The sequence below is a fragment of the Neobacillus sp. PS2-9 genome (genome assembly GCF_030915525.1).
Classification (GTDB): Bacteria; Bacillota; Bacilli; order Bacillales; family Cytobacillaceae; genus Neobacillus.
The window spans coordinates 1,218,977-1,245,754 of record NZ_CP133269.1; the positions used below are offsets into that span (position 1 = coordinate 1,218,977).

General features: G+C 39.7%; 25 protein-coding genes and 1 other annotated feature. Of the genes, 20 read left to right on the top strand and 5 right to left on the bottom strand.

Annotation, left to right across the window (positions count from 1 at the left end; genetic code table 11):
* Positions 1-255 precede the first annotated feature (255 nt).
* Positions 256-467 (bottom strand) — a binding site (T-box leader).
* A 288-nt stretch (positions 468-755) separates the two neighbouring features.
* From RCG25_RS05940 to thrB, 3 genes are read left to right on the top strand one after another with little or no spacing between them, the layout of a single operon-like run.
* Entirely contained in the window at positions 756-2,051 is a 1,296-nt protein-coding gene (locus RCG25_RS05940) for a homoserine dehydrogenase (RefSeq protein WP_308082768.1), read from the top strand.
* On the top strand, positions 2,048-3,118 hold the full coding sequence (gene thrC, locus RCG25_RS05945) for a threonine synthase (RefSeq protein WP_308082769.1): 1,071 nt from the start codon (positions 2,048-2,050) through the stop codon (positions 3,116-3,118). The genes RCG25_RS05940 and thrC overlap by 4 nt, the downstream gene beginning before the upstream one ends.
* Positions 3,105-4,022 carry a homoserine kinase gene (thrB, locus tag RCG25_RS05950; protein WP_308082770.1) on the top strand — a complete coding sequence of 306 codons (918 nt, stop codon included), beginning with the start codon at positions 3,105-3,107 and terminating at the stop codon, positions 4,020-4,022. Before thrC ends, thrB begins: the two co-directional genes overlap by 14 nt.
* A 193-nt stretch (positions 4,023-4,215) precedes the next feature.
* On the opposite strand, the gene RCG25_RS05955 is transcribed toward thrB, so the two are convergent.
* Entirely contained in the window at positions 4,216-6,741 is a 2,526-nt protein-coding gene (locus tag RCG25_RS05955) for a bifunctional diguanylate cyclase/phosphodiesterase (RefSeq protein WP_308082771.1), read from the bottom strand.
* A 141-nt stretch (positions 6,742-6,882) separates the two neighbouring features.
* Between RCG25_RS05955 and RCG25_RS05960 the strand changes: the two genes are divergently transcribed.
* The 12 genes from RCG25_RS05960 to RCG25_RS06015 all read left to right on the top strand — a co-directional run bounded on the left by RCG25_RS05960 (position 6,883) and on the right by RCG25_RS06015 (position 20,599).
* Positions 6,883-7,632, top strand: a complete 750-nt coding sequence (locus RCG25_RS05960) for a glucose 1-dehydrogenase (RefSeq protein ID WP_308082772.1) — start codon at positions 6,883-6,885, stop codon at positions 7,630-7,632.
* Between the two features lie 97 nt (positions 7,633-7,729).
* Positions 7,730-10,978, top strand: a complete 3,249-nt coding sequence (locus RCG25_RS05965) for a winged helix-turn-helix domain-containing protein (protein WP_308082773.1) — start codon at positions 7,730-7,732, stop codon at positions 10,976-10,978.
* Positions 10,979-11,270: 292 nt separating this feature from the next.
* Positions 11,271-12,509: a substrate-binding domain-containing protein gene (locus RCG25_RS05970; RefSeq protein WP_374121036.1), complete on the top strand. Its 1,239-nt coding sequence runs from the start codon at positions 11,271-11,273 to the stop codon at positions 12,507-12,509.
* Between the two features lie 117 nt (positions 12,510-12,626).
* On the top strand, positions 12,627-13,400 hold the full coding sequence (locus RCG25_RS05975; protein WP_308082774.1) for an ABC transporter ATP-binding protein: 774 nt from the start codon (positions 12,627-12,629) through the stop codon (positions 13,398-13,400).
* Positions 13,378-14,085 (top strand): ABC transporter ATP-binding protein, encoded by a 708-nt coding sequence (locus tag RCG25_RS05980; RefSeq protein WP_308082775.1) that lies wholly within the window; start codon positions 13,378-13,380, stop codon positions 14,083-14,085. Before RCG25_RS05975 ends, RCG25_RS05980 begins: the two co-directional genes overlap by 23 nt.
* Positions 14,086-14,103: 18 nt before the next feature.
* A complete protein-coding gene (locus RCG25_RS05985; RefSeq protein WP_308082776.1) occupies positions 14,104-14,964 on the top strand; it encodes a branched-chain amino acid ABC transporter permease in 861 nt (286 codons plus the stop codon).
* Between the two features lie 5 nt (positions 14,965-14,969).
* On the top strand, positions 14,970-15,968 hold the full coding sequence (locus RCG25_RS05990) for a branched-chain amino acid ABC transporter permease (RefSeq protein ID WP_374121037.1): 999 nt from the start codon (positions 14,970-14,972) through the stop codon (positions 15,966-15,968).
* 12 nt (positions 15,969-15,980) lie between these two features.
* On the top strand, positions 15,981-16,160 hold the full coding sequence (locus tag RCG25_RS05995) for a hypothetical protein (protein WP_308082777.1): 180 nt from the start codon (positions 15,981-15,983) through the stop codon (positions 16,158-16,160).
* 11 nt (positions 16,161-16,171) lie between these two features.
* Positions 16,172-17,191, top strand: a complete 1,020-nt coding sequence (locus RCG25_RS06000) for a 3-oxoacyl-ACP synthase (RefSeq protein WP_308082778.1) — start codon at positions 16,172-16,174, stop codon at positions 17,189-17,191.
* A gap of 1 nt (position 17,192) precedes the next feature.
* Complete coding sequence (locus RCG25_RS06005; protein ID WP_308082779.1) at positions 17,193-18,095, top strand: intracellular short-chain-length polyhydroxyalkanoate depolymerase; 903 nt, start codon at positions 17,193-17,195, stop codon at positions 18,093-18,095.
* A complete protein-coding gene (gene fabG, locus RCG25_RS06010; protein ID WP_308082780.1) occupies positions 18,092-18,832 on the top strand; it encodes a 3-oxoacyl-ACP reductase FabG in 741 nt (246 codons plus the stop codon). Before RCG25_RS06005 ends, fabG begins: the two co-directional genes overlap by 4 nt.
* Positions 18,833-19,099: 267 nt before the next feature.
* Entirely contained in the window at positions 19,100-20,599 is a 1,500-nt protein-coding gene (locus RCG25_RS06015; protein WP_308082781.1) for an acyl-CoA synthetase, read from the top strand.
* 24 nt (positions 20,600-20,623) lie between these two features.
* Here the strand turns inward: RCG25_RS06015 and RCG25_RS06020 are convergent, their stop codons facing one another.
* Positions 20,624-20,923, bottom strand: a complete 300-nt coding sequence (locus RCG25_RS06020) for a spore coat protein (protein WP_308084108.1) — start codon at positions 20,921-20,923, stop codon at positions 20,624-20,626.
* Positions 20,923-21,126, bottom strand: coding sequence for a hypothetical protein (locus tag RCG25_RS06025; RefSeq protein WP_308082782.1), 204 nt, complete (start codon positions 21,124-21,126; stop codon positions 20,923-20,925). The genes RCG25_RS06020 and RCG25_RS06025 overlap by 1 nt, the downstream gene beginning before the upstream one ends.
* Before the next feature lie 168 nt (positions 21,127-21,294).
* Here RCG25_RS06025 and RCG25_RS06030 point away from each other — a divergent pair, with 168 nt between their 5' ends.
* Genes RCG25_RS06030 through RCG25_RS06040 form a run of 3 tightly spaced genes read left to right on the top strand, consistent with a single transcriptional unit; the run spans position 21,295 to position 23,036 of the window.
* The gene (locus RCG25_RS06030) at positions 21,295-21,504 is read left to right on the top strand and encodes a spore coat protein (RefSeq protein ID WP_308082783.1); all 210 of its coding nucleotides are present in this window, start codon (positions 21,295-21,297) and stop codon (positions 21,502-21,504) included.
* A gap of 14 nt (positions 21,505-21,518) precedes the next feature.
* Positions 21,519-21,878 (top strand): spore coat protein, encoded by a 360-nt coding sequence (locus RCG25_RS06035; RefSeq protein ID WP_308082784.1) that lies wholly within the window; start codon positions 21,519-21,521, stop codon positions 21,876-21,878.
* A gap of 18 nt (positions 21,879-21,896) precedes the next feature.
* Complete coding sequence (locus RCG25_RS06040) at positions 21,897-23,036, top strand: zinc-dependent alcohol dehydrogenase (RefSeq protein WP_308082785.1); 1,140 nt, start codon at positions 21,897-21,899, stop codon at positions 23,034-23,036.
* 109 nt (positions 23,037-23,145) lie between these two features.
* Here RCG25_RS06040 and RCG25_RS06045 read toward each other — a convergent pair whose 3' ends face one another.
* On the bottom strand, positions 23,146-24,030 hold the full coding sequence (locus RCG25_RS06045; protein ID WP_308082786.1) for a selenium metabolism-associated LysR family transcriptional regulator: 885 nt from the start codon (positions 24,028-24,030) through the stop codon (positions 23,146-23,148).
* A gap of 191 nt (positions 24,031-24,221) precedes the next feature.
* On the opposite strand from RCG25_RS06045, the gene RCG25_RS06050 reads away from it, so the two are divergent.
* Positions 24,222-24,587 carry an SCP2 sterol-binding domain-containing protein gene (locus tag RCG25_RS06050; protein WP_308082787.1) on the top strand — a complete coding sequence of 122 codons (366 nt, stop codon included), beginning with the start codon at positions 24,222-24,224 and terminating at the stop codon, positions 24,585-24,587.
* Positions 24,588-24,624: 37 nt separating this feature from the next.
* On the opposite strand, the gene RCG25_RS06055 is transcribed toward RCG25_RS06050, so the two are convergent.
* Complete coding sequence (locus RCG25_RS06055) at positions 24,625-25,200, bottom strand: RBBP9/YdeN family alpha/beta hydrolase (RefSeq protein ID WP_308082788.1); 576 nt, start codon at positions 25,198-25,200, stop codon at positions 24,625-24,627.
* A 197-nt stretch (positions 25,201-25,397) separates the two neighbouring features.
* On the opposite strand from RCG25_RS06055, the gene RCG25_RS06060 reads away from it, so the two are divergent.
* Positions 25,398-26,750: a DEAD/DEAH box helicase gene (locus RCG25_RS06060; protein WP_308082789.1), complete on the top strand. Its 1,353-nt coding sequence runs from the start codon at positions 25,398-25,400 to the stop codon at positions 26,748-26,750.
* Positions 26,751-26,778: the final 28 nt, after the last annotated feature.

Sequence of the window (26,778 nt, forward strand, 5' to 3'; positions counted from 1 at the left end):
CAAGCCTCCTCAATTTTTGCTTTCTAATAGTCTTTGTTAAACGGCCTGTTGATTTCCGCTCCAGTCGCTTCGCTTTCCGTGGGCGTTTCGGCGAGCCTCCTCGGCGCTAGCGCCTGCGGGGTCTCCCCTGACCCGTACTCCCACAGGAGTCTTCGCGTCTTCCGCTCCAATCAACGGGGGATAAAAATCAACAATGTTCTTTAACATAGGTTTCTAATAAAAAACGTCCCTCATAACAGACAGATTTGTCTTGTTATGAGGGACGTAAGGTCACGTGGTGCCACCCTCTTTTGCTGCACAAAAGAAGTGCAGCCTCAAGAAATTAACGGTTTCTACCGGGCGAGCCTACTAAAAGCTTTCAGCAGCCAGTTCAGAAGGGCTAGGCATATTAAGAAACAGCACCGGTTCACAGCAGCCACCGGCTCTCTGAAGCTTTTTCTTATTGCCGTCTTCATCAATACTTTTTTACTATATAAAAAACTAATTTGCTCGAAATTTCAAAATTCAATTGAATATAGGGATTATTCTACAACCATACCTTCAGGATTGTAAAGGGATAAAGCGGAAAAAAATTTAACTTTTTAGATGAGGAAATTCACCATAAAAAAGTTATTCAGTAACGGCGCGGTAGTAAGCGATTACATATAGTTTCGCCTAAATAAATATATTGTAAAAAAATTCAGACAGTCATATAATGTCTACAACAGAAAAACATTTGTGCGTGATATGCGGACACGAATATGGGAGGCGAACACATGAAAGCAATTTCTATTGGACTATTAGGCTTAGGAACAGTTGGTTCAGGTGTAGTCAAAATCATTAAAAATCATCAGGATAAATTAATTCACCAAGTGGGGTGTCCGGTAGTCATCAAAAAAATTCTTGTACAAGACCTACATAAAAGTAGACCTGTTGAGGTAGAAGCTCAAATGTTAACGTCAAGCGCCGATGATATACTTTTCGACAATGACATTGATGTTGTCATTGAAGTTATGGGCGGAGTACAAGAGACAAAGGATTATTTGATTACTGCACTTCGCCAAGGAAAACATGTGGTCACTGCAAATAAAGATTTAATGGCCTTGCATGGTTCAGAGTTGTTAACCGTTGCATCAGAACATGGCTGTGACTTGTTTTATGAAGCAAGTGTGGCGGGAGGAATTCCCATTTTAAGAGGCTTGGTCGATGGCTTGGCTTCTGACCGGATTACGCAAATGATGGGTATCGTGAATGGTACCACTAACTATATTTTAACAAAAATGAGCAACGAAGGCCGCTCCTATGACGAAGTTTTGAAAGAAGCTCAGGAACTGGGATTTGCAGAGACCGATCCAACCTCAGATGTGGAGGGATTAGATGCCGCGAGGAAAATGACTATCTTAGCGACACTAGGATTCTCTATGCATATCGATTTGGATGATGTAAAAGTAAGTGGTATATCTAATGTAACGGAAGAGGACTTAAGATACGGTAAACAATTAGGCTATACAATGAAACTAATTGGCTTCGCTCACCGTGAAGGAGAAAAGGTAGAAGTAAGTGTGGCACCGACGTTCTTATCAGATAATCATCCACTTGCTTCCGTTCAAAATGAATATAATGCAGTTTATGTTTATGGTGAAGCAGTAGGGGAAACGATGTTTTATGGGCCAGGGGCAGGAAGTTTACCAACCGCAACTGCCGTTGTTTCTGATCTGGTAGGTGTGATAAAAAATTTAAGACTGGGTGTAAATGGACGAAGTGCGGTTACACCGCAATACCCTAAGCGATTAAAAGAGGATGAAGAGAAATTCTCCAAGTATTTCCTCCGAATTCATGTCCAGGATGAGGTAGGCGTGTTTGCTGATATTACCTCCATTTTTGCAAAATACGGAGTTAGCTTTGAAAAAATCCTTCAATTGCCAATTAAGAAGAATGAAACATCAGAAATTGTTTTAGTGACACATCGAGCTTCAGTCACAAATTACGATAAAATTTTACTAGAACTATATGATTTAACAGCAGTCAAAGAAATAAAAAGTGCATATAGGGTTGTGAGGAAATCATTATGAGATGGCCAGGACTATTAGAAGCATATAAAGAATTTTTACCAATAAACAACAACACACCTAATCTAACATTAAATGAAGGAAATACGCCTTTAATTAAGCTTGAACGACTTTCAAAGGAATGGGATGTAGACCTCTATGTAAAGATGGAAGGTGCAAACCCAACTGGTTCATTTAAAGACAGAGGAATGGTGATGGCTGTGGCCAAAGCCGTAGAGGAAGGTAGTAAGACGGTTATCTGCGCCTCTACGGGTAACACATCTGCGGCTGCAGCAGCATACGCAGCACGAGCAGGATTAAAGTGTATTATCGTTATTCCAGAAGGGAAAATCGCCTTAGGCAAGCTTGCTCAGGCGATGATGTATGGAGCAGAAATCATCTCCATTGAGGGGAATTTTGATCAGGCATTGCAAATGGTTCGAAATATTAGCGAAGAAGAGCCAATCACACTAGTGAATTCCGTTAATCCATTCAGACTAGAAGGGCAAAAGACAGCTGCATTTGAGGTTTGTGAGCAGTTAGGAGAAGCTCCAGACATTTTAGCCATCCCAGTTGGTAACGCAGGAAACATTAGTGCCTATTGGAAAGGATTTAAAGAATTTGCTGATAAGAAGAGAACCGGGTTGCCAAGAATGTTTGGCTATGAAGCAGCAGGAGCGGCTGCTCTTGTGCATAACCGAGTATTTGAAAACCCGGAAACGATTGCAACGGCCATTCGAATTGGGAATCCGGCCAGCTGGAATCTAGCTGTTTCTGCTGTTCAGGAGTCAGATGGTCAGTTCGATGAAGTAACAGACGAAGAGATTATTGCTGCCTATAAAAAACTAGCCTCGTCGGAAGGGGTCTTTGCTGAACCTGCATCCTGTGCATCTATTGCTGGTATTTACAAAAGTATCCAACAGGGAAAAGTAAAAAAAGGGGCTAAGATTGTGGCTGTCCTCACTGGGAATGGGCTAAAAGATCCGGATACAGCTATTGGCAGCAGTCTGGTTAAACCAGTTCAATTGCCGAATGATGAAGAGGCGGTAAAAGATCATATCAAAGGTGTGGTCCAACGTGACTCTAAATGACCGGCTAATCATTAAAGTACCAGCAAGTTCAGCTAATCTCGGACCAGGATTTGATTCAATCGGTCTAGCATTAAATTTGTATTTGACCTTAGAAGTTGAGAAACATGACAAATGGGAATGCCGATCTCAATGTGAAGAATTAAAGGATTTACCAACTGATGAGAGTCATTTCATTTGCCAAGTTGCGATTCAGACAGCTGCTCACTATGGCACAAAACTATCCCCATGTAAAATTAGTGTGGATAGTGAGATACCATTAGCACGGGGACTTGGGTCTAGTGCCGCAGCCATTGTGGCCGGTATTGAGCTGGCTGATTCAGTAGGAGATCTGGGCTTGACTAAGCAAGAGAAGCTTCTCCTTGCTACTAAATGGGAAGGGCATCCTGATAATGTGGGCGCATCTCTCTTTGGAGGACTTGTCATTGGTTGTTATGGCCAAGATGAAGTAGATATGCTCTCCTTTACGGACCTTCCTTTTGAAATGGTAGCCCTGGTTCCACAAGACATATTACTGACTAAAGAATCTCGAGAAGTTCTGCCGACAACCTATTCTCAAGGAGAGGCAATCCAAGCCTCTTCTACAGCCAATCTATTAATCGCAGCTTTATTAAGCCAAAATTGGTCATTAGCGGGAAAAATGATGGAGAAGGACTTGTTTCATCAGCCTTACCGTAAACCGCTTATTCACGCCTATCATGAAATGGAACAACTGGCCAAATCTAGTGGCGCATTCGGAGTAGCATTAAGCGGTGCTGGACCAACGGTTATTTGTTTTATCGAGAAAGGAAAAGGGAAGCAGCTTATGCATACAATGCAAGCTGGATTTCCTGAAATGCACGCAATGCTGTTGTCTATCAGTGATACAGGAAGTAATATATGTACCGCAGAAGAATTTGTTCAGTAGAAATAAATGAGGCAGCCATGGCTGCCTCATTTTTTACATAATTAGAATGTATAAAATTCGACTTCGAGAATTGTCCAGCTCCAGCGCCTAGCCCCTCGGGTCAAATAACCTTCGGCAATAAAAGTCAAAAGGCGGACTTTTCTTGCCGAAGAACATTTGCCTGTCGGGGCTGAACAAGGCGCTTGCGCTTTTCTTAATCATTCATGTATTTCTCAAAATCCTCTTTACTCAATGGCTTACTAAATAAATATCCTTGCATTTGCACGCAGTTTTTCGAAAGTAAAAAATCCTTTTGGAAGTCTTTTTCTACCCCTTCAGCGATGACACTTAGATGAAGGGCTCGAGCAAAATTAATGATGGCCTCAGGAATCTCCGTATTTCTATAGTCTTCATCGATATTCTGAATAAACGATTTATCAATCTTCAAGGAATCGATTGGTAAATCTTTCAAATAACTTAAGGAAGAGTAACCAGTACCAAAATCATCAATTGAAATAGCAATTCCCATATTTTGTAGAGTTTGTAGTGAATGAACAATTTCAGTCGAATTGTTAAGAAGTATACTTTCGGTAATTTCAATTTCAAAGTTATGTGGGTTTAAACGACTTTCGGATAGAATTTCTTTCACACGTTTGACCATACTATCCGGCTCTTGAAATTGACGTGCAGAGAAATTCACTGAAACTGTTAGCGATTGGGAACGCTTCATGTTCCAGCTGCTAACCTGTTGACAAGCTGTCTTCATGACGATTTCCCATAAAGGTTGAATGAGTCCCGTATCTTCAGCAATCGGGATAAATAAATCTGGTGCTACGAATCCAAATTCTTCATCATTCCATCTGACCAATGCCTCAGCACCAAAGATTGTACCAGAGTCAGCATTGATTTTGGGTTGGTAATACACTTCAATTTCTTCATTCTCAATAGCTTTACGTAAACGGGCTTCTAACCGCGGCCTTTTTACATTGGATTTATTTATTTTTTCCGAGTAAACCACTACCTTATTGCCACCCATCTTTTTAGCTGCATACATAGCCAAATCCGCATAAATAACAAGTGTGTCTATTTCTTTTGATTGGTCAGGATACAAGCTAACTCCACAACTGGCACCAAGGTAAATTTCACTGCCATCAAGAGAATATGATTTTTTAAGTTTGCTGACAATTTTTTCAGCAACCTTTTTTGTTTCGGAGAGATCAAAGTCCACTAGAAAAATAATAAATTCATCTCCGCCTTGTCTTGTAATGATAATGGTGTCATCTTCCGGGAGAGAACTTCTAATACGCATAGCAACGGTTTTCAATATTTCATCCCCTTTGCTATGTCCAAAGGAGTCATTGACTTGTTTAAACCGATCCAAGTCGATGAATAAAACAGATATTTTTTCACCCGTTTTATTAGCACGGTTAATAAAAGGGGTTAATTTTTCAAGGACATATCTTCTGTTTAATAAGCCTGTTAAAGGATCATGGTAGGCCTGGTATTCAATGAGTTCTTTACTTTGATGTAAGTCTTTAACATAGCTCTGTAAATGTTTAGAAAGAGAATTCACATTTTCAGTAAGTAATCCTAACTCATCTTTTCGATTTAAGTGGATGTTTTTTTCGTAATTTCCTTGGGCGATTTCATTGACTTGGTCAACGATATATCCAATTGGCTGTGTAATGGACCGAGAAAAGATAAAGCTGATTATTAATACAATAATCATAATGGCAATAGACAGAAGGACATGGACCATTAACTCATGACGAAGTTCCTGCTCAATCAAGCCATAATTATAAACAAGACCAATCACATAGGCTTGGTCATTTTTAGGAAAAACAGGCACAAAGGTTTTCATGATACTTTTTCCATTCAAACAAACCTTATATGATTGTAATCCTTTCGTTTTTATCGCCTTTTTTACAAATTTTGTATCATCTATCACATTGCGGTATTTGTAGGATCCATACCAAATGGGTCTAGCGGAAATTCGTATATAACTATTTCCGTTTAGATGAACCACTTCACTTTTTTTACCAAAGTTTTTAGGATTGATGACGGATAGTTCCAAAACTCCCCGTTCTTTAATGAAACCTTCGATTACCTTCCCAGGTCCGAATCTTTCCTCGTATTCTAACACTTCATTGTCTCTAAAATAAGGGTTAATGATGTAATTGGTAGACCCATCAAAATAGTAGCCCCATTTATCGATATGTTCGGGGTCGGAGGACGCAATTTCTATTGGACCAGACCAATAATCCTGTAAGGTTAACCCTTTACCAACGGAAACAGGAGTTATAGCGAACAATTGTTGATAGGCATCATACCAATAGCCCCAGTCCTTAGTAGACATGTTAATTTCTTCAGGGTCGGAGGATTTTACGCCGATAATGTCATCTGGCGTTTTGGCTAATAATGTAATATGGGATACTCCTACCTCTTTAGCTAATGATGTTAACTGTTCATTGCTTATGTCTTGGTAGTTTGGGGGGAGCTTTTGTTTGATTGCTAGTGAAGCTATTCTAAGGTCTCTACCTAGAATATCCTCCACATAAAGCGAACCTTCCTTTGTTTTCTCTACTTGGAAGGAGACCTCTTTAATAATCATTTCGATTTCTTTCTCGTTATAATTGAGTAACTGACTTTTCGAACGAACATAATGAAAGGTATTATTGCATAGTAGAATCAAGAAAACTAATAGGCAAAAAAGTAGCGGAATCTTTTTCTTAATGGACAATATTAAACACTCCAATTAACTGAGGAGATAACCCTCTATTATCTGTTTAGTTTTTTCAAGCAGGCCCTATTTTATTACTTGAAATTTCCGTATATCATATGGGAATAAGCTTAGTTATAAAAAAGAAGGGATGGTTGACAAATGGATTTTATAAATAAGGTAGTTGTGATCACAGGTGCGGCAAATGGAATTGGACGTGGTGTGGCATCCGCCTTTGCTGAAAAAGGTGCAAAGGTAGTTATAGCGGATGTAGACTCTGAGTCAGGGAACATGACCGCTCACGAATTAAGAAACAATGGAGCAGAAGTAAAATTTGTGAAAACAGATGTAAAATCGGAAAAGGACATTATTCACCTATTTGAAACGACCAAGAATACATATGGAACCATCGATATATTAATTAATAATGCCGGGAAGAGTGTGTTTAAATCCCCCTATGAGTTATCTATAGAAGAGTGGGACGATATCATCGATACCAATTTGCGAAGTGTTTTCCTTTGCTCGAGGGAGGCGGCTAAGTATATGAGAGAGAACGAAGGAGGGGGATCCATTGTAAACATCGCATCCACTAGAGCCATTATGTCAGAGCCAAATTCAGAAGCATACGCCGCAACGAAAGGTGGAATTACCGCAATAACCCATGCAATGGCTGCTTCATTTAGTAACGATAGAATTACAGTTAATGCCATTTCTCCAGGCTGGATTCATACCGGAGACGAGTCAGAACTATCGGAACTCGATCATGAACAGCATCTATCTAAACGTGTAGGCAAACCTAGCGATATCGCACGTGCCTGTCTCTATTTAGCAGAATATGAAAATGATTTTGTTACTGGTATTAATTTAGTCATAGATGGCGGAATGACTCGGAAAATGATTTACACTGAATAAATATGCTCCTTATTTGTTTCTCCTTACTCGTACACTTATGACTCACTATATGGTAAAATAGTGTAAATATTGCGAAAAAGAGAGGGGGTCTCATAAATTGAAGCTACCAATTATTGAAACAAAACTACGAATCCCTGCAGTGAAGGATGAATTTATTAGAAGAGCAAAACTAACACAGAAAATGAAGAAGATTCCTGACTACCCTTTGACCATCATTCATTCGGGTGCAGGTTTTGGAAAAAGTACGGCGCTTGCTTTATTTATGAGAGACGAAGCCGTACAAGGATGTTGGTACTCCATCTCGCCAATGGATGACGACATCCTGCCATTCCTTTCCTATGTCATCCATTCCATTCGCCGAGCTGTCCCTGAATTCGGAATGGAACTATCGAATTATATTGATACAATGGACCGTTATATTCGTGCAGAGGAACTCAGTATATTATGTTCACTTTTTATAAATGAAGTCCTTTCCATCTCAACTGAATTAACATTGATCTTAGATGACTTCCATCAAATAGAACATTCCTATACGATTAATAGCTGGATAGAGAAACTGCTTGAACACATCCCTTCCAATTTACATATTGTTATTTCCAGCCGAAGTAGACCAGGATGGAAGCATTTGACAAAAATGAAGGTATGTGGGCAATTACTAGAAATCACGAAGGAAGACTTGGTCCTAACCCTCGATGAAATGGAAATGCTATTAACCGACCTTTATGGATTAGATATTGAGGCAAGCCATTTACAAACGATTTATCAAATGACAGAGGGATGGGTGATTGCTTTATGCATGATTGCACAGCAAATTCCTCTTTCACAAGGCATTTCGGATCTTTTTGACCACTCCTCACATTCACTTCAAGATTTATTCCAATACTTAGTGATGGAAGTCTTCTCAAAACAGCCTCCAATCATCCAACAGTTTTTAGAGCAGACCTCGATCTTTGATGAAATAGAAGAAGAAATTTGTGATGAGGTGATTGGGCTTCAAGGCGCCTCTGGAATGCTAGAGCAATTAAAAGAAAGAAATTTATTTATACAAAAGGTAGGGTTGAGCCATTACCGGTATCATGCACTTTTTAAAGAATTCTTAGAAGAGTCCCTCCAAAAAAACAATCCATCTAATTATGCTATGCTTCACGAAAGAGCAGCTCGTTTTTATGAAAAACGAGAATTATGGGAGGAAGCCCTTCACCACTATAAAAAAATTAACCACTATAAAGCGATTGCTTCTATTCTTCAGGAGAATGGATTAAGAATGCTTGAAAGTGGCAAATTAGATAGCTTATTTGATCAGCTAAGAATGGTTCCAGAAGTGGAAATGCAAGCCTATTATCTCCTTTGGTTTCTAAAAGCAGAGGTGTATCGTTACCGATCTCAGTACCAAGAGGCCGAGGAGTGTTACAGCAAAACCTTCGCCGGTGCTGAGAAAAAGCAGGACTATTTGGGCATGAGCAGGGCGTTAGAAGGAAAAGCCAAAATCTATTTAGATACGATACAACCGCAGCTCGCAGAAAAATTTTTATATGAAGCAATTACTTTTCGAGAGAAAACTATGAGTTCAGCGGAGGAAAAGGGGAAACTCTATCACTTACTTTCTGAGAATCTATTAAACTCAGGTAAATCGTCTGAAGCAGAAAAGTGGATAAAAAAGACGAAGGAATCGATGCTGGACAGCTTGGATGGAAATTTAGAAGCTAGATTATATCTACGAACCGGTCGTTTTGAACAAGCGAAGAAAGCGCTTTATTCAAAAAAAGGAGAGCTGAATGGGACAAATGTTGCCTCCTTGCCGCAAGCGCACCGTGAAACCGATTTATTACTTTCCCTCATCGAAGCCTTTACAGGAGAAGGGATAAAGGCGAAGGAGCTAGCCCAAGCCGGAATTCAGCAAGGTATAAACTTAAATGCGCCATTTGTTGAAGCCTGTGGCTGGATTCGTATGGGGCATGCCGTACAAGTGTTAAATAAATATGATTTAAATCTAGCAGAAACCTGTTACCAAACCGCATTAGATATTATGGCGCAGCTTAATGTGGATCGCGGTAAAGCGGAGCCGCTTATGGGGCTCTGTATTTTATATGGAACAAGAGGTGAGCTGGAACGGGCTTTGGAGGCAGGGGGAATAGCCCTTCAGGAAACAGAAAAGGTTCATGATGTATGGCTGTCAGCACTTATTACTTTGTGTATGGGGATTACCTGTATTTATAATGATCGTTTGCCGAAGGCACATCACTATCTTGAAAAAACCCAGTCATTATTTTTACTATGTGAGGATTATTTTGGACTGATGTTAAGTCATTTCTGGATGTCTCATGTTTATTATGTACAGAAAAGAACGGAAGATTTTAGGAAGAGTATAACTGATTTTCTAAATGTCGTGCAGAGTAACGAGTATGAATTTTTCTTACATAAAAGATCGGTCTTTAGTCCGAGGGATCTACAAGTATTTGTCCCCTTATTATTGGAGGCGATAAAAGAAGAAATTCATCAACCATATGTGACGAAAATTCTTCAGAATATGGGTGTAGCCATAATCGACTCACATCCTGGGTATTCACTAAGAGTTCAGACACTTGGTCAATTTAAGGTTTGGCTTGGTGAGAAGGAGGTAGTTGACAAGGATTGGCCCAGAGAAAAAGCGAAAGAATTGTTTCAGTTACTTATTACAGTTAGTGAGCCGATGGCGAAGGATGAAATAATCCAGGTTCTCTGGCCTAACCATGATAAAAAAAGTGCGGACCGTGATTTTAAAGTGGCATTAAACAGTCTTCATCATGTATTAGAACCAACAAGAAAAGCAAGGGCTGCTCCTTTTTTTATCATAAGAGAAGGAATGTTTTATGGGTTAAACCCGCAGGCGGTCATCGAATTGGATACGACTGAATTTCAGTCCTGTATTCAGGATGGATTAAATGAGACTAACTTTGATAAGGTTGTTTATTTTTTAGATAAGGGCTTAACCCATTATCAAGGAGAATATTTACCTGACCGACGCTATGAAGATTGGTGTATTAGTAAAAGAGAAAGTATGCTCGTATATTTTTTACGAGGTGCTGAAAAAATGGCCCAGTTAATGGTCCGAAGAGAAAGCTATGATACGGCCATTTACTGGTGTGAAAAAATTTTAGAGCGTGACCGGACCTGGGAAGAAGCTTATCGTTTACTGATGTATTGTTATTATCGAAAAAACAATCGTCCACAAGCGATGAAGTGGTTTCAAAAATGCACAGAAGTACTGGAGGAAGAGCTCGGTGTGTCTCCATTAGAACCGACGAAGCATATGTACGAAATGATTATTGAATCACAAAGCATCATCAATCCAATTGAGCAGCCTTAATATATAGGGCTGTTCTTTTTTTAAGAAAAAGTAATTTTTGGAAGAGAGATTTACTTTTAAATGGTAAAATGGCCAATAACTCCGAAAAATGGGCCAATGCCTCGTAAAAATGGGCCAATACTGTTAGAAATTGAGCCAATGTCGCGTGAAAATGAGCCAATACTGTTTGAAAATGAGCCAATGCCCTATTTTTATATTAAAACGGATTTGTAACTTGCATGTAACTCCCGTATTTTATCCTAAAATCAAAGCTTTGCCAGTTTGTGAATAACTATTTTAAGGGGGAAAAAGAGTGAAGGGAAACAAAGGAAGATGGGCCTTATTAGGATTACTTATTTTTATGATGGTATTTGCCAGTGCGTGCAGCTCCGACAAGTCATCATCTGAGTCAAATGAAAAGGGTGGAGAAAAGACAGAAAGTAAAGAACCAATTAAGATTGGGGTTCTTGCCTCTAAGACAGGTGCGTTAGAAGCATACGGAAAACAAACACTTCGAGGCTTTGAGTTAGGGCTTGATTATGCAACGGAAGGAAAAATGGAGGTTGCTGGTCATAAAATCGAATTCATTGTTGAGGACACAGAAACAAAACCTGAAGTTGCAGTTCAAAAAGCAACAAAGCTATTAGAGGAAGATAAGGTAGACTTCCTTGTTGGATCCTCAAGTTCAGCAGATACGTTAGCCGTGCTCCCGCTGGCAGAAGAATATCAAAAAATCATGGTTGTTGAACCAGCTGCGGCTGATAGTATTACAGGTTCAGAGTTTAATAAGTATATTTTCCATTCCGCACGTAATTCCTCTCAGGATGCCGTTGCCGGTGCAGCGGCTATTGCAAAGAAGGGTGTGAAAATTGCTACACTTGCTCCTGATTATGCCTTTGGTCGTGATGGAGTGGCTGCCTTTAAAGAAGCAGCGAAAAAGCTTGGCGCAGAGATTGTGAAGGAAGAGTATGCAGATCCTGCTGCTACAGACTTCACTTCTAACATACAAAAAATTGTTGACGCAAAACCAGATTACCTATTTGTTGTATGGGCTGGCGCCAACTCCCCGTGGAAGCAAATTGCCGATATGAAGGTTCAAGAAAAAGGAATCAAGATTTCTACTGGCGCACCTGATATTGCTGCCTTATCAACAATGGAACCACTCATTGGTATGGAAGGTTTCACTGTTTATTACCATGATCTGCCGAAAAATAAAATCAATGATTGGCTCGTTTCTGAGCATAAGAAACGTTTTAACGGCGATGTTCCGGATTTATTTACGCCTGGTGGGATGAGTGCTGCCATTTCCATTGTTGAAGCATTAAAGAAAACAAATGGTGAGGCAGATTCTGATAAGTTGATTCAAACAATGGAAGGTATGAGCTTTGACACACCGAAAGGCAAAATGACTTACCGTAAAGAGGATCACCAGGCACTGCAAACCTTGTACGCCATTAAATTAGAAAAGAAAGATGGCGTTCCATATCCTGTGCCAGTATTAATTCGAGAATTATCTCCAGAGGAAACAGCTCCGCCAATTCGTAACAAGTAATGCATATCAAACAAGAAGAAGCGAGTCTGCTCCATTAATAAAAACGACGAGGGTCTGACCGAATTTATTACCGGTCACCCTCTTCCTTATTTTTAGCAAATAGAGGTGGTGAAACAGATGGCAACTCTTTTAGAAACAAGTGATTTATCCATACGCTTTGGTGGTCATACAGCTGTCGATTCCGTTAGTATTAGCATCCCAGAAAAGCACTTTAAATCCATCATTGGTCCCAATGGGGCAGGGAAAACAACATTTTTTAATCTACTTAGCGGCCAATTGACACCCACAAATGGAAAAATTCTCTTCCGCGGGAAAGACATTACACGTTACTCCCCGACAAATCGGACGAGAGCTGGGATTGGTCGTTCCTTCCAAATTACCAATGTATTTCCGAGCCTAACTGTCTTAGAGAATGTCCGATTAGCCGTTCAATCCCAGTCGGGAGTTCGGTATCAAATGGTGTTTCATTATAAAAAGTATCGAACCTTTGAAAAGCGGGCATTAGAGTGGCTAAAGCTCGTGCTTTTGGATGATAAAAAGGATTCATTAGCTAGTAATCTTGCACATGGTGAAAAACGGAAACTAGAAATTGCCATGCTGCTGGCTCTTGAAACGGAGGTCCTCTTATTAGATGAACCTACAGCAGGGATGTCTCTCGAAGAAGTTCCAGCCATATTAGAAGTGATCAAACGAATTAAGGAACAAGGAAACCGAACCATCATCTTGATTGAGCACAAAATGGATATGATTCTCGATTTATCTGATTCGGTAATGGTCCTATTTAATGGCAGGCTCCTTGCTGACGGAACCCCTGAAGAAATCATGAAAAACGATACGGTGCAGTCCGCATATTTAGGAGGTCAATTTGATGAACGACCTATTGAAGCTTAATGGAGTGGAAACGTTTATCGGACAATACCACATTCTCCAAGGCGTTTCCTTAGAGGTGAAAAAAGGCGAAGTGACCGTGCTTCTCGGGAGAAATGGTGCAGGGAAAACAACAACATTACGTACGATCATGGGCCTCAATCCAGCATCAAAGGGGAGCATTGTTTTTAATGGTGAACCCATTCAGACCCTGCCCACCTATACGATAGCCCAAAAGGGGATCGGCTATGTGCCTGAGGACCAAGGAATATTTGCTGGTTTAACCGTTGAAGAAAACATGAAGGTAGCCATTCAGAAAGAGAACGAGGAAACATCAAAACGGATGGACTATATTTTAAACCTGTTTCCTGACTTAAAGAAATTCTGGAAAAAACCAGGTGGGTTACTTAGCGGAGGGCAAAAGCAAATGTTGTCTATTGCTAGAGCGTATGTGAATGAAAACGAGCTCTTATTAATTGATGAACCGAGCAAGGGCTTAGCGCCAATCGTAGTAGAAAAAGTGATGGAGTCCATTTTACAAATGAAGGAACAAACCACCATTGTATTAGTAGAACAAAATTTTATGATGGCTAGTACCATTGGTGATTGTTTTTACATTATTGATGATGGAAGGTCTGTTAGCCATGGCAATATGAAGCAATTAAAGGAAGATGAAGAGATGAAACGGAAGTACTTAGGAATTGCCTAAGGAAGGAGGAAGTTCTTCGTGGACTTATTCATGAATTTAGCCCTGAATGGTTTGGCCACAGGGATGCTGATTTTTTTATTAGCAGCAGGTTTAACCTTAATCTTTGGTTTAATGGATGTTCTAAATTTTGCACATGGCGGATTATTTGCCTGGGGCGCATATAGTGGTCTTTGGATTTATTCCCAAACTGGCAGCTTTCTCATTGGAATTCTGGGTGCAATCGTTACCGGATTTTTGCTAGGAATAATAATAGAAAAGTGGATTATCAAGCCAGTTTACGGAAATCATGTGCAGCAAATCTTGATTACGTTAGGTCTCATGCTTGTATTGTCTGAGATGTTGAAGGTCATTTGGGGGCCGAATCAACTAACAGCTTCACCTCCTGATTATTTGAAGGGTAGCTGGGAGCTAGGCGGCGTCATTATCATTAAATACCGAGTATTTATTATTTTAGTAGGATTTCTTATTTTTGCCGGAGTGCAATATTTACTCAAGAAAACCAAAATCGGCTTGGTTGTCAGGGCAGGTGTTATGAATAAAGAAATGGTTCAAGCACTTGGAATCAACATTCAACGTGTGTTTATGTTTGTTTTCATGATTGGAGCTGGGATGGCGGCACTTGGAGGCGTCTTGCTCGGACCTTACTCTGGGGTCATTCATGCGGGTATGGGGATGGAGTTTGCTATTTTAGCCTTCATCGTTGTCGTGATTGGAGGAATGGGCAATTTTAAAGGCTCCGTTTTAGCTGCTATTTTAGTTGGGCTCTCCGGGTCTTTTATGGCTTATTATGTTCCGGATCTTTCCCTCGCTGTTAATATGCTCCTAATGGCGATTGTGTTAATTATTCGGCCTCAGGGTCTATTCGGGGCAAAGGGGTGAATACATTGAGGTTTTTGCAGGGAAATAGGATGACAGCCATCGTGTTAGTCGTTGCGGCTTTTCTTCTCCTATTGCCGTTTGTTTATGAATCTAGAAACTTATTTATCTTATTAACACAGGTGTTTGTTTTTTCTATTTTTGCGATGAGTTATGACCTATTACTAGGCTTTACGGGAATTGTCTCTTTTGGTCATGCCATGTTTTTTGGAATTGGCGCCTATTCAATGGGGATCTTTATGAAGAGGTTTGAGCCAACCATGTCCTACTTCTTTTTGGCAGTTTTGACTACGATTACCCTTACAGCTGTTGTTAGTTTCGTTGTTGGATTACTCACGCTTCGATTGAAAAGTCATTTTTATGCCATGCTAACTCTTTCATTATCTGGACTTTTTCTCGTGTTAGCAGAAAAATGGCGGACCATGACGTATGGGAATGATGGTTTTACTTTTCGAGTACCAGAACCGTTTATTGACCGGACTCATTTTTACCTTCTTTGTCTTTTTGTCATGGTGGCCGTGTTTTTGATCCTGAAACGCTTTACCAACTCTCCGCTTGGTCGGGTGCTTCAGGCCATTCGCGAAAATGAACAACGGACAGAATCGCTTGGCTTCCATGTCTTGCATTATAAGATTGCAGCGAGTATCGTTTCTGGGGTTTTAGCAGGAATAGCCGGTATTTTATATGCGATTTCACTCCGATTTGTGAATACAAGCGTATTTTCAATGGATATAACTCTAGATGCTTTATTAATGACGATTATTGGTGGAGTTGGAACACTAGTCGGAGCAATCATCGGAGCTGGGTTAATAGAATTTGCTCATGATTGGCTGACCGAACTGGCAAAAGAGCATTGGATATTTGAACGTTGGATTATCTTTTTCGGGATTATTTACATTTTAGTCGTTATGTTCTTCCCGCGAGGAATTGTGGGTACGTTAAGTACAATTTCATGGAAACGTAAAAAACACCCTTCCGTAAAAAAAGAACAAAAAATGGTGGGGTAGAAGGAGGACCTAGTGGAAATCAATCAAATAGCTTCCTTCGTCGTTCGTTTTCAACTGGCCACTGTCGAGAAGGACACTGGAAGGAAACATTGGAGAATTAAAGTGACGCATGTTCAAGAGGATAGGGAGACGTTGTTTGAGTCAATTGAAGAAGCCATGGAATTTATGCAGGAAATGGCGGAAGAAGCATAGATGAGTAGGTGATGGGTTTGCAGATAGGAATACTCAGTACAGGGATTTATTTACCAGAGAAATATATGACGGGAAAAGAGATTGCCGAATTGGCAGGTATCCCACACGGTATTGTCGAAGAGAAAATGGGAATAAAGAAGAAGCATGTTCCAGGTCCATCAGATCATACGTGTGAGATGGGGATTATTGCTGCTAAACAAGCAATATCAAAGGCGGGCATCGATCCATTAGAGATTGATCTAGTCATCTATATTGGCGAGGAACATAAGGAATACCCTCTTTGGACAGCAGGAATTAAACTCCAGGAAGAAGTCGGTGCTTTTCATGCTTGGGCATTTGATGTGGCCTTAAGATGCGGGACGACTGTTATGGCGTTGAAAGTAGCTAAAAGTATGATGCTCGCTGACCCGGACATTCAAACCGTTCTGCTGGCAGGAGGGTATCGGAACGTAGATTTCATTGATTACGAGAATCCAAGAACCCGTTTCATGTATAATCTCGGGGCAGGGGGAGGAGCTATCCTTCTTAAGAAAGACCACAACGAAAACCTGGTATTAGACACCCAAATGATTACGGACGGTTCTTTTTCGGAGGATGTCGTGGTTGTTGCTGGAGGAACGAAGAACCCCATTTCAAAAGAGGCAATTGACCAACGTCTGAATATGCTTGATGTTCTTGACCCAGTAGGGATGAAGCAGCGATTAGAACAGAAGTCGATGGATAATTTTTTAAAGGTCATCCGTGAATCGGTCCGGAAAAGTGGCTTTAGTGAGAAAGATATTGATTATTTAGCTATTCTCCACATGAAGAAATCCGCCCATGAATATGTATTAAGGGAATTAGGTTTGTCCGACGAACAGTCTATTTATCTAGAAGACTATGGGCATATTGGTCAAATTGATCAAATTCTATCACTGGAATTAGCCTTAGAGTCCAAAAAGGTAAAGGATGGCGATGTCGTCGTCTTCGTTAGTGCTGGAATTGGGTACGCCTGGGGAGCAACTACAATTAAATGGGGAAAGGGTGATTAGTATGGTAAATGTAACAATGAAAGAAGTACTGCTGCCAAATGGAGAAACACTTGCCTACAGAGAAAGAGAAGGCGGGGAGAAAAAGCTTTTATTAATCCACGGAAACATGACTTCCTCCAAGCATTGGGATCTTGTCTATGAAAATATCGATCCAAAGTATAAAGTCTATGCAGTTGATTTACGCGGGTTCGGAAACTCGACGTATAACCATTTAGTCATGTCTATTAAAGATTTTTCAGATGATGTGAAGTTGTTTGTTGATGCACTTGGCTTAAGGGACTTTGCTATTGCTGGATGGTCAACCGGTGGTGCAGTAGGGATGCAGTTTGCTGCTGATTATCCAGGCTATTGTAACAAACTGATTTTACTTGCTTCTGCATCCACAAGGGGTTATCCGTACGATGGGAAAATAAAGGATGAAGACGAGCTGCGGAGATTAACCATGCATGAAGAAATGAAGCGGGATCTCGTTCGCACCATTCCTATTCAATCAGCATATGACACGAATAATGCTAAGTTGCTAAAGTTGATATGGAATTCGGTTATTTATACCCACAATCAACCAGAGCCTGAACGTTATGATGAATATGTTCAGGATATGAGAACGCAACGAAATCTTGCTGAGGTGTATTATGCCTTAAATTACTTTAATATTAGCCATCATTTTAATGGCCTGGTCGAGGGCAATGGGAAAGTAGATGATATCGATGTACCTGTATTGGTTCTTTACGGAGAGCGGGATATGGTGGTTGTACAAGAAATGACAAACGAGCTTATTGAGGACTTGGGAGATAAAGTAACCGTCATAGAATTAAAGAATTGCGGTCACTCGGCATTAGTAGATGATCTACCGCAATTGTTGCATGCAATGGAACAATTTTTAGATAGTGAGGTAAAGGTATGAGATTACAGGATAAAGTGGCCATTATAACAGGGGCTGCTGCTGGAATTGGATTAACGGCAACAGAAGTTTTTGCGCGTGAAGGTGCGAAAGTGGCCATGGCAGATTATAACGTGGAACAAGGAGTAGAGCAGGCGAGTGTGTTACGGGAAAAAGGTTATGAGGTGACATTTTTTCAAGTCGATGTAGCCGATCGTGCCAGTGTGGATTCAATGGTCGAAAAGGTACGTGAGGAATATGGAAACATCGATATCCTGATTAATAATGCGGGAATCACAAGAGATGCCATGCTGTCAAAGTTGACGGTGGAAGATTTTCAAAAGGTGATTGATGTCAACTTGACAGGTGTATTCCATTGTACACAAGCAGTCTTACCATCGATGGTTGAAAAGGGGAGAGGTAGAATTATCAACACTTCTTCTGTATCAGGCATTTACGGAAATGTGGGTCAGACGAATTATGCTGCAACAAAAGCCGGCGTGGTTGGGATGACGAAATCGTGGGCAAAGGAGCTTGGAAGAAAAGGAATCAATGTCAATGCGGTTGCCCCAGGCTTTATAGAAACAGGCATGACGGCTAAGGTTCCAGAAAAAGTATTAAATCAAATGAAGCAAATGGTGCCGTTGGCCAGACTAGGCAAGCCGGAGGATATTGCAAATGCCTATCTTTTTTTGGCTTCAGATGAATCCAATTATGTAAATGGGACCGTGCTTCATGTTGACGGCGGAATAATGATGTGAGTGGAAAAAACGACCTTGAGGGGTCGTTATTTTTATAGGAAGAAAATTTGTAGATAAAGTTCAAAAACGTGTAGATATCTACTGAAAGTATGTAGATATCTCATTAAAATGTGTAGATATCTTGTGAAATCATGTAGATATGTTTAGAAAACGTGTCGATAACCATTCTCATCCCACCAAAAACCAAGCTAAATGACTATATGTAACTTCCTTGTAACTTGGTAAAAGTAAAATGGTTCCATCTAGTAGTGAAGGAGCGATTGTTTGGTGAGGTGGGAACTGGATTGGCTGGATAATAGAGCTAGATTATCGCCAAATAAAATAGCGGTTATCGATGAAAATACAAATAAAAGTTGGACATACAAAGAATTAAATGAACGTGCTGCTTCTGTGGCAAGCTGGCTTGAGGGACGCGGTGTTAGACAAGGAGACCGCATTGCATTGCTCTCTCCCAATCATATTAGTTGCTTTGATTTATTATTTGCCTGCAGTAAAATCGGTGCTATTTTCGTCCCACTTAATTGGCGTTTATCCATACATGAGATACGAGAAATCGTAAAAGATTGCAGCCCAGTTTTAATAGGAATTCATCTGCAATTTGAAACTCTCAGTGACCAATTTACGGACATAGGTTCAAGCTGCTTTAGTGTTGGAGAGGCGAGTTATGAGACGATCGCCTCCTTTCCAATGGGTGAAAATTTTACCGAAGATATATTTGAAACTAATCCGTTAGCGATGATTTATACAGGGGGGACAACCGGAAAGCCAAAAGGTGTGGTACTTAGCCATCAATCAATCCTATGGAATGCGATGAACACAATTATCAGCTGGAGCCTAACAGGGGAAGATGTAACAATAAACTATTTACCTATGTTTCATACCGGCGGATTAAATGCTTTAAGCATTCCAATCCTTATGATTGGAGGAACAGTGGTACTAGGAGATCAGTTTTATGCCCCAAAAACTATTGAGTCCATCAATCATTATCGCTGCACCATAATACTCTTGGTGCCAACAATGTATCATATGCTTATCCAAACTGACGAATTTCAGACTACTGATTTTCCGACAATGAAGATCTTTTTATCTGGTGCTGCACCATGTCCCTTACAAATATACGACGCCTTTCAAAAAAAGAAGCTGGCTTTTAAAGAGGGATACGGTTTAACGGAAGCAGGGCCGAATAATTTTTATATTAGTCCGCAAGATGCCCAAGTCAAACGTGGTTCAGTGGGTAAGCCGATGGTGTTTAACTCGATCAAACTAATGAAAGTAGATGGTCAAGAAGCAGGTGCTAACGAAGTTGGTGAGCTTTGTATTAAGGGGAAGCATGCTTTTTCGTATTATTGGAATCACGAACAGGCCACCGAGGAAACATTAAGAAATGGATGGGTTCATACTGGGGACTTGGCAAAAAAAGATGAGGAGGGTTTCTTTTATATCGTTGGGCGGAAAAAGGATATGATTATTACCGGTGGCGAGAATGTGTACCCTCTTGAAATTGAGCACTGGCTCGCTGAGCATCCTGGGATTGATGAAGTAGCAGTAATAGGTTTGCCGGATGAAAAGTGGGGAGAAATGGTGGCTGCATTTATTATACTTAAAGATTCTTTCCAATTAAATGTGGAAGAGTTGAGAGAATATTGTGAAGTTAAACTAGGTCGGTATAAAATTCCTAAGAAATTCATTCTTTTACATGAGCTCCCTAAAACACATGTTGGAAAGATTGATAAAAAGAAATTAAAAGAAATAAGTCAGATTAGGTAAAGGAGAACAAATTGTTCTCCTTTTTTAATGTTGGGCAAGATTTATCGCTGCTTCTGCTGCAGTTAAATCGACCTGGAGTTGTTCACTTAATTCATGTGGATGGTAATATCCATTAGCAACCATATAATTGCTAATTGTTTCATGTGTAGCAATCGCTGCTCGTAATTGTACTCTTAAAGCAGTTCTTAGTTCTGGAGTAGCTGCTTCTGTAATCGCAGCAGCGTAATTCCTTACTCCCGATTTAGCCGAAATCAAGAAATCAGTTGCAATCACCTGATCTGTCATTCCGCTCATTCCAGTCATGTTTTGTAAAAACTGATTCATCATTGTTCACCCCGATTCGTTAAAAACTGCTGTAATTGTTGAATGTGCCCAGTTCCACTTGTTACATCCGCTGAGAGTATAGCTCTAAGTTCTTCATCTTGTGCTAATGCACTCATTGTAGTTGCTTTTGTTAAGCAAAGGTTTTTAAAAGTTAATAATTCATGAACTTCAAGTGTTTCGTGCAGCCCTAAATACTTAGTCATTCATCTCACCCCATTATAATGCATTTATTGCTTTCTTATATTTTCAATGAACAGAACTTATTATTCATTTATCTTGAGGGAAAATATTTATAGGTAAAATCGATAAGCTTGCATAAATGGAAAAAGTAATGGGGGAAAATACTTCTGTTACAAATTGGAGGTGAAGATATGGAAAAGGAAACCTTAGCTTTACATGAGACGTTAGAAACCCATGAAATCATCAACTTTAAAACCGTATGTTTGCTTAGATCGAAATTAATGCAAGGAATATGTTTCAACAATGAGTTAAAACAGCTGATGGAAAAAGATGTACAACAATCCATTCAAGATATTAACGAACTTCTGCCCTTTTATAAACAGAGTCAAATACTACATTAATTGGAGGTGGAATCATGGAAGATTATTTAGACCCGAGGAATGCTGAGGGAATGCCAAATCTAGCAGATTCAGCTTTTGCACTTGATTTTTTATTATCTGTAAAAAATGGAATCCGAAATTATGGTTTTGCGATTACAGAAACAGCAAATCCACAGCTGAGAAGTATTTTGGTTAAACAAATGGAAGCCGCAATCGATTTACATGGTGAAATATCCGATCTGATGATGAAAAATAAATGGCTTCATCCATATGATTTTAAAGAACAGTTTCCAATCGATATAAAAGGTGCTGAAACAGCTGTCCAAATTGCCCAATTAAATCTTTATCCGATTGATACGGATCGAGGCGGAATGTTTGCAACGCCAAATAAATAAAAGGAGGGATATTGTTAAATGAAAGCCGTTACGTACCAAGGAATTAAAAATGTAGAAGTCACAGAGGTAGAAGATCCCTCTATTAAAAAACCAGATGATATCATTATCAAAGTTACAACCTCCGCCATTTGTGGGTCTGACCTGCATCTATTACATGGAATGATTCCAAATATGCCAACAGACTTTGTTATTGGGCATGAACCAATGGGAGTGGTGGAAGAGGTAGGACCAGAAGTAACAAAAGTAAAAAAAGGGGACCGCGTGATTATTCCGTTTAATGTCGCATGCGGTCATTGCTGGTTTTGTGAGCATGATTTGACAAGTCAGTGTGATAACTCAAATGAAAATGGGGAAATGGGCGCGTATTTTGGATACTCGGATACAACGGGTGGAATTCCTGGCGGTCAAGCAGAATATCTACGTGTTCCATACGGTAATTTTACTCCTTTTAAAATCCCGGAAAACTGTGAAGTGGATGACGAAAAATTGGTGACTTTAGCTGATGCCTGTTCTACTGCATACTGGAGTGTTGACCATGCAGGGGTTAAACCTGGGGATACTGTCATTGTACTGGGATGTGGCCCTGTTGGTTTACTAGCACAGAAGTTTGCCTGGTATAAAGGAGCTAAAAGGGTTATCGCAGTGGATTACATCGATTATCGTTTAGAGCATGCAAAGAGAACCAATAAGGTTGAAACGGTGAATTTTGAACAACATGATAATACTGGTGAATACTTACGTGAAATTACAAATGGCGGTGCAGATATCGTTATCGATTGCTCAGGCATGAGCGGAAAAATGTCTCCGATGGAATTTCTTGCATCAGGCTTAAAGCTTCATGGCGGAGCAATGGGCGGTATCGTTATCGCTTCCCAAGCCGTACGTAAAGGTGGTACCGTTCAAGTAACAGGTGTTTATGGCGGCCGTTATAATGGGTTTCCACTTGGTGATTTTATGAACCGTAATATTGATATTAAAATGGGACAAGCTCCTGTTATTCCCTATATGCCGTTTTTATATGATTTAATTGCCAAAGGTGAAGTAGACCCAGGAGATGTAGTTACGCATGTTTTACCGCTAGCTCAAGCAAAACATGGTTACGAAGTATTCGATACGAGAACAGATGGCTGTATCAAAGTGGTGTTAAAACCACATTAAGCATGAAAAAAATGATTTCACAAAGAGGGATGGATACCATCCTTTTTTTCGTGAAATCATTTGCTGTTATAGATAGTATTATTGTTTAACCAGTGATACATTTTTGCCTCTAAACCAAATCCATTACGCCTTCAATAAATAAATTTGATAGAAGCGATTGTGTTTTATTTACGTTGTAGACAAGATAAAAATACCTTTCATCATCGAAACCAAATAATTCATGCATCTTCAGCATGTTTTTACCGGAATATTCCCTTGCGACTATTTCTGACGTCACCGAAATACCTACATTTTGGATGACAAATTGTAAAAGGCTCTGCCCGTCTTCTATATAGGCAACAACATTTATCTGGTCCTTTGCTATTTTATTTTTTTTCAAGAATCTTTCGAGGATGGCATTCGTTCCTGAATATGAATTACGCATCACAAAAGGGTAATGTAAAATATCCTGAATGTTAACTGGACCATTTATATCCATTTCATTCGAGGTAACTAGGACTAACTTCTCCTTTAATAACGGAATATAGCGAAGCTTATCATCCTCATATTTCTCCCCTAAAACACCGAAATCAACTGATCCGTTCAGTACCTTTTCAGCCACGTTTTTTGAAGATGATTGGTGGATTTGAAAGTAGACCTCTGGATAGTTCTGCCTAAATTGCTTCACCATTTTTGGAATCACAAATTGCCCGGGTACAGAACTAACAGCCATTCGAATCATCCCTCGAAGATCAGTCATCCCCTGTTTCAAATCAAGTAGAGCTTGGTCTTTTAATAATAACAATTTACGTGCCCATTGATACAACCGTTCCCCATTTGGAGTTAGGATACTTTCCCTGCCAACGCGATCAAAAAGCTTGATACCAAGCGTCTTTTCCAACGATTGGATATGAGAGCTGACTGTTGATTGACTTAAGAAAATATCTTCAGCTGCTTTTGAGAAGCTTTTATGTTCAACTACCTTTGTAAATACGTATAACTGGTGTAAATCCAAGAATTATCACCCCAGACTTTTCGATTAATAGTAATAGATAAAATAGATAATTTGAATAGTTTATTTTATCATAAAATAGCTGATTGGATTTAAAAAGTTCAAAAAACGTCCATTGTTAAATTTGAATTTAAATTAGTATCATAGAGTTATAAGAAATGTTTGATATTTTAAATATCTAGGAGGGGCAACAGATGGCAAAAGCGATTCAGGAATATTCCTTGGCAGATCTGATGACGAGGATAGAAGAAATATTCAATGAAAATCCAGGACCAATTAAAGGTTTTAACGCCGTGGTACAGTATGACGTTTACGACCAGGAACCTGCAACCTACCAGCATTTTTTTCAAGATGGAAAATTAATGATTAAGCAAGGTGTAGAAGCAGTTCCTAATGTAACGATGGCGCTGTCATATGATAATTTCAAGAAATTCCTCCTAGGTAAACAAAGTGGTACCATGGCCTTACTCACTGGTAAGGTAAAAGCAAAAGGTGACTTAAGCACCGGATTTAAAATTGAGAGCATCCTCCGAAAATACAACATTAAAGAACCGTTATAATGCAGAAGACTGCTGAGTAAATCTCAGCAGTATTTTTTTAAACAATTATGGATGCATTTTCAGCGGTTAGACATTGGTCCAAAATCCAAGACCACTTCCCATGTCCTGAATTTGCATTAATATGGCCCATGTTTGGGAATGTAATAGTAGGTACCCCCATATTAATATACCTTTCTCTATGCTGTTGATTACAATATGGATCATTCGATGAATGAACAAAAAGGGTTTCTTCACTTGTTCTTGATAGATTCCTCTTCTCTAAGCGTACTGGATAAAAAGATGTCGCTTCCTTAAGGACGATTTCTGGAGAAGGAGGGGCAACTAGAATGACTCGTTTAGCTATTCGCTTATTATTTAGTGCAGCGTAATGCATCCAAAGTAAACAACCTAAGCTGTGTGTAACAACGATCAATTGCTGATTTTCAGGAATTGTCTGGATTGCTGCAGTCAATTCTTTCAGCCACACTTCTTTGTTGGGTGAGTCAAATTCAGTAAATGTTGGATAACAAACGTGATAGTTTTTTTGTCTCAACTCCTGTGCAAGCCAGGTTTGCCAATGATCTGGTCCGCTCCCACCTAATCCATGAACAATTAAAAAACTGTATTGGCTCAAATAATCCCTCTCCTCTTTGTTTACTATTCCGATGAAATAAGTTGGTATTAACAAAATTATAATCTTTTCGGTTGAAAAAGGCAACGGAAGTCAAAGCAAATAATTATTTGCGGTTTCAAACATAAAAAAGTATATTTGCAATTCAAACGATAAACAATCAATATTAATAGGAAGTTATGAAGAAAGTAGGGGTATTTTTGTCAGATTTTTTATCATTGGGTATTTCCCCATCGTTAGTAGAACAACTTCGCGGTATAGGTATTGCAAAACCCACACCCATTCAAGAACAATCGATTCCTTTTGCAATGAAGGGCAGTGATCTCATCGCTCAAGCACAAACAGGAACTGGAAAGACGTTTGCATTTATCCTACCGATTCTTGAGAAGATTCAGACTGATGCAACACATATTCAAGCGCTGATTGTGACTCCTACAAGGGAGTTGGCCTTGCAAATCACAGAAGAAGTGGAAAAATTGATTGCTGATAAGACTGATGTAAATGTATTAGCCGTCTATGGTGGCCAGGACGTGGCAAAGCAGTTAAAAAAATTAAGGAGAAACCCGCAAATTGTGGTTGGAACACCTGGTCGGCTATTGGATCATATTAGAAGAGAAACAATTAGATTATCAGAAATTTCCTATCTTGTTTTAGATGAAGCAGATCAAATGCTGCATATAGGATTCTTAGGAGAAGTAGAGGATATTATCAGGGAAACGCCTCCGACAAGGCAGACTATGTTGTTTTCGGCTACCATTCCTCCGGAAATCCGCAAGTTAGCTAAAAAGCATATGAGAGAACCTGAATACATTCAAGTGGAAAAAACACAGGGACCTGCTGAAAGTGTGAAACAGATCGCTATTCATACAACCGATCGGGCAAAACAAGGCACACTTATTCAATTAGTTGAAACCTATCGGCCATTTTTAGCGGTAATTTTTTGCCGAACGAAACGAAGAGTCAGTAAGCTTTATGATGTCTTAAAAGCTCACGGTTTTTCATGTGATGAACTGCACGGGGACTTATCACAAGCAAAAAGAGAACAAGTAATGAAGCGATTTAGAGAGGCTGAGACTCAGCTATTAGTTGCAACGGATGTCGCAGCAAGAGGATTAGATGTAGAAGGAGTTACTCATGTATTCAATTATGATATTCCTCAGGATACTGAAAGCTACATTCATCGGATAGGACGAACAGGCAGAGCAGGAATGACAGGTTTGGCCATAACTTTTTACACCTCAGACGACCGTCCTGCTCTCGAATTAATTGAAGATGAGCTAAACATTACGATTCCAAAACAAAACATAGGAAACACAAATAGTATAGAAGAGAGTCAGAAGGATACTAGAAAACCCCGACCGGAGGGCCAAAAAGAAAGACGTGGAGGAAGAAAAGAAAACTCTCCAGAGCGTGGGAGACAGGATAGACAGATCAAGGGAAAAAAAGCCAGCACACCTTCCAAAGGATTTAAGTCCAGTAGAAGTGGAACAAAAAGTGGTTCGCCTAGAAATAATGGAACAAAAACGGGATCAACAAGAAATAAACAGCGGTAAATGATAGATTTAAAAAGCAAAAGGGACT

Coding starts and splice junctions, on each gene's coding strand:
- fabG (WP_308082780.1), top strand. CDS start 18,092: ATGAGATTACAGGATAAAGTGGCCATTATAACAGGGGCTGCTGCTGGA.
- RCG25_RS06005 (WP_308082779.1), top strand. CDS start 17,193: ATGGTAAATGTAACAATGAAAGAAGTACTGCTGCCAAATGGAGAAACA.
- RCG25_RS05960 (WP_308082772.1), top strand. CDS start 6,883: ATGGATTTTATAAATAAGGTAGTTGTGATCACAGGTGCGGCAAATGGA.
- RCG25_RS06030 (WP_308082783.1), top strand. CDS start 21,295: ATGGAAAAGGAAACCTTAGCTTTACATGAGACGTTAGAAACCCATGAA.
- RCG25_RS05980 (WP_308082775.1), top strand. CDS start 13,378: ATGAACGACCTATTGAAGCTTAATGGAGTGGAAACGTTTATCGGACAA.
- RCG25_RS06025 (WP_308082782.1), bottom strand. CDS start 21,126: ATGACTAAGTATTTAGGGCTGCACGAAACACTTGAAGTTCATGAATTA.
- RCG25_RS05975 (WP_308082774.1), top strand. CDS start 12,627: ATGGCAACTCTTTTAGAAACAAGTGATTTATCCATACGCTTTGGTGGT.
- RCG25_RS05940 (WP_308082768.1), top strand. CDS start 756: ATGAAAGCAATTTCTATTGGACTATTAGGCTTAGGAACAGTTGGTTCA.
- RCG25_RS06000 (WP_308082778.1), top strand. CDS start 16,172: ATGGGTTTGCAGATAGGAATACTCAGTACAGGGATTTATTTACCAGAG.
- RCG25_RS06035 (WP_308082784.1), top strand. CDS start 21,519: ATGGAAGATTATTTAGACCCGAGGAATGCTGAGGGAATGCCAAATCTA.
- RCG25_RS06020 (WP_308084108.1), bottom strand. CDS start 20,923: ATGAATCAGTTTTTACAAAACATGACTGGAATGAGCGGAATGACAGAT.
- thrC (WP_308082769.1), top strand. CDS start 2,048: ATGAGATGGCCAGGACTATTAGAAGCATATAAAGAATTTTTACCAATA.
- RCG25_RS06040 (WP_308082785.1), top strand. CDS start 21,897: ATGAAAGCCGTTACGTACCAAGGAATTAAAAATGTAGAAGTCACAGAG.
- RCG25_RS06050 (WP_308082787.1), top strand. CDS start 24,222: ATGGCAAAAGCGATTCAGGAATATTCCTTGGCAGATCTGATGACGAGG.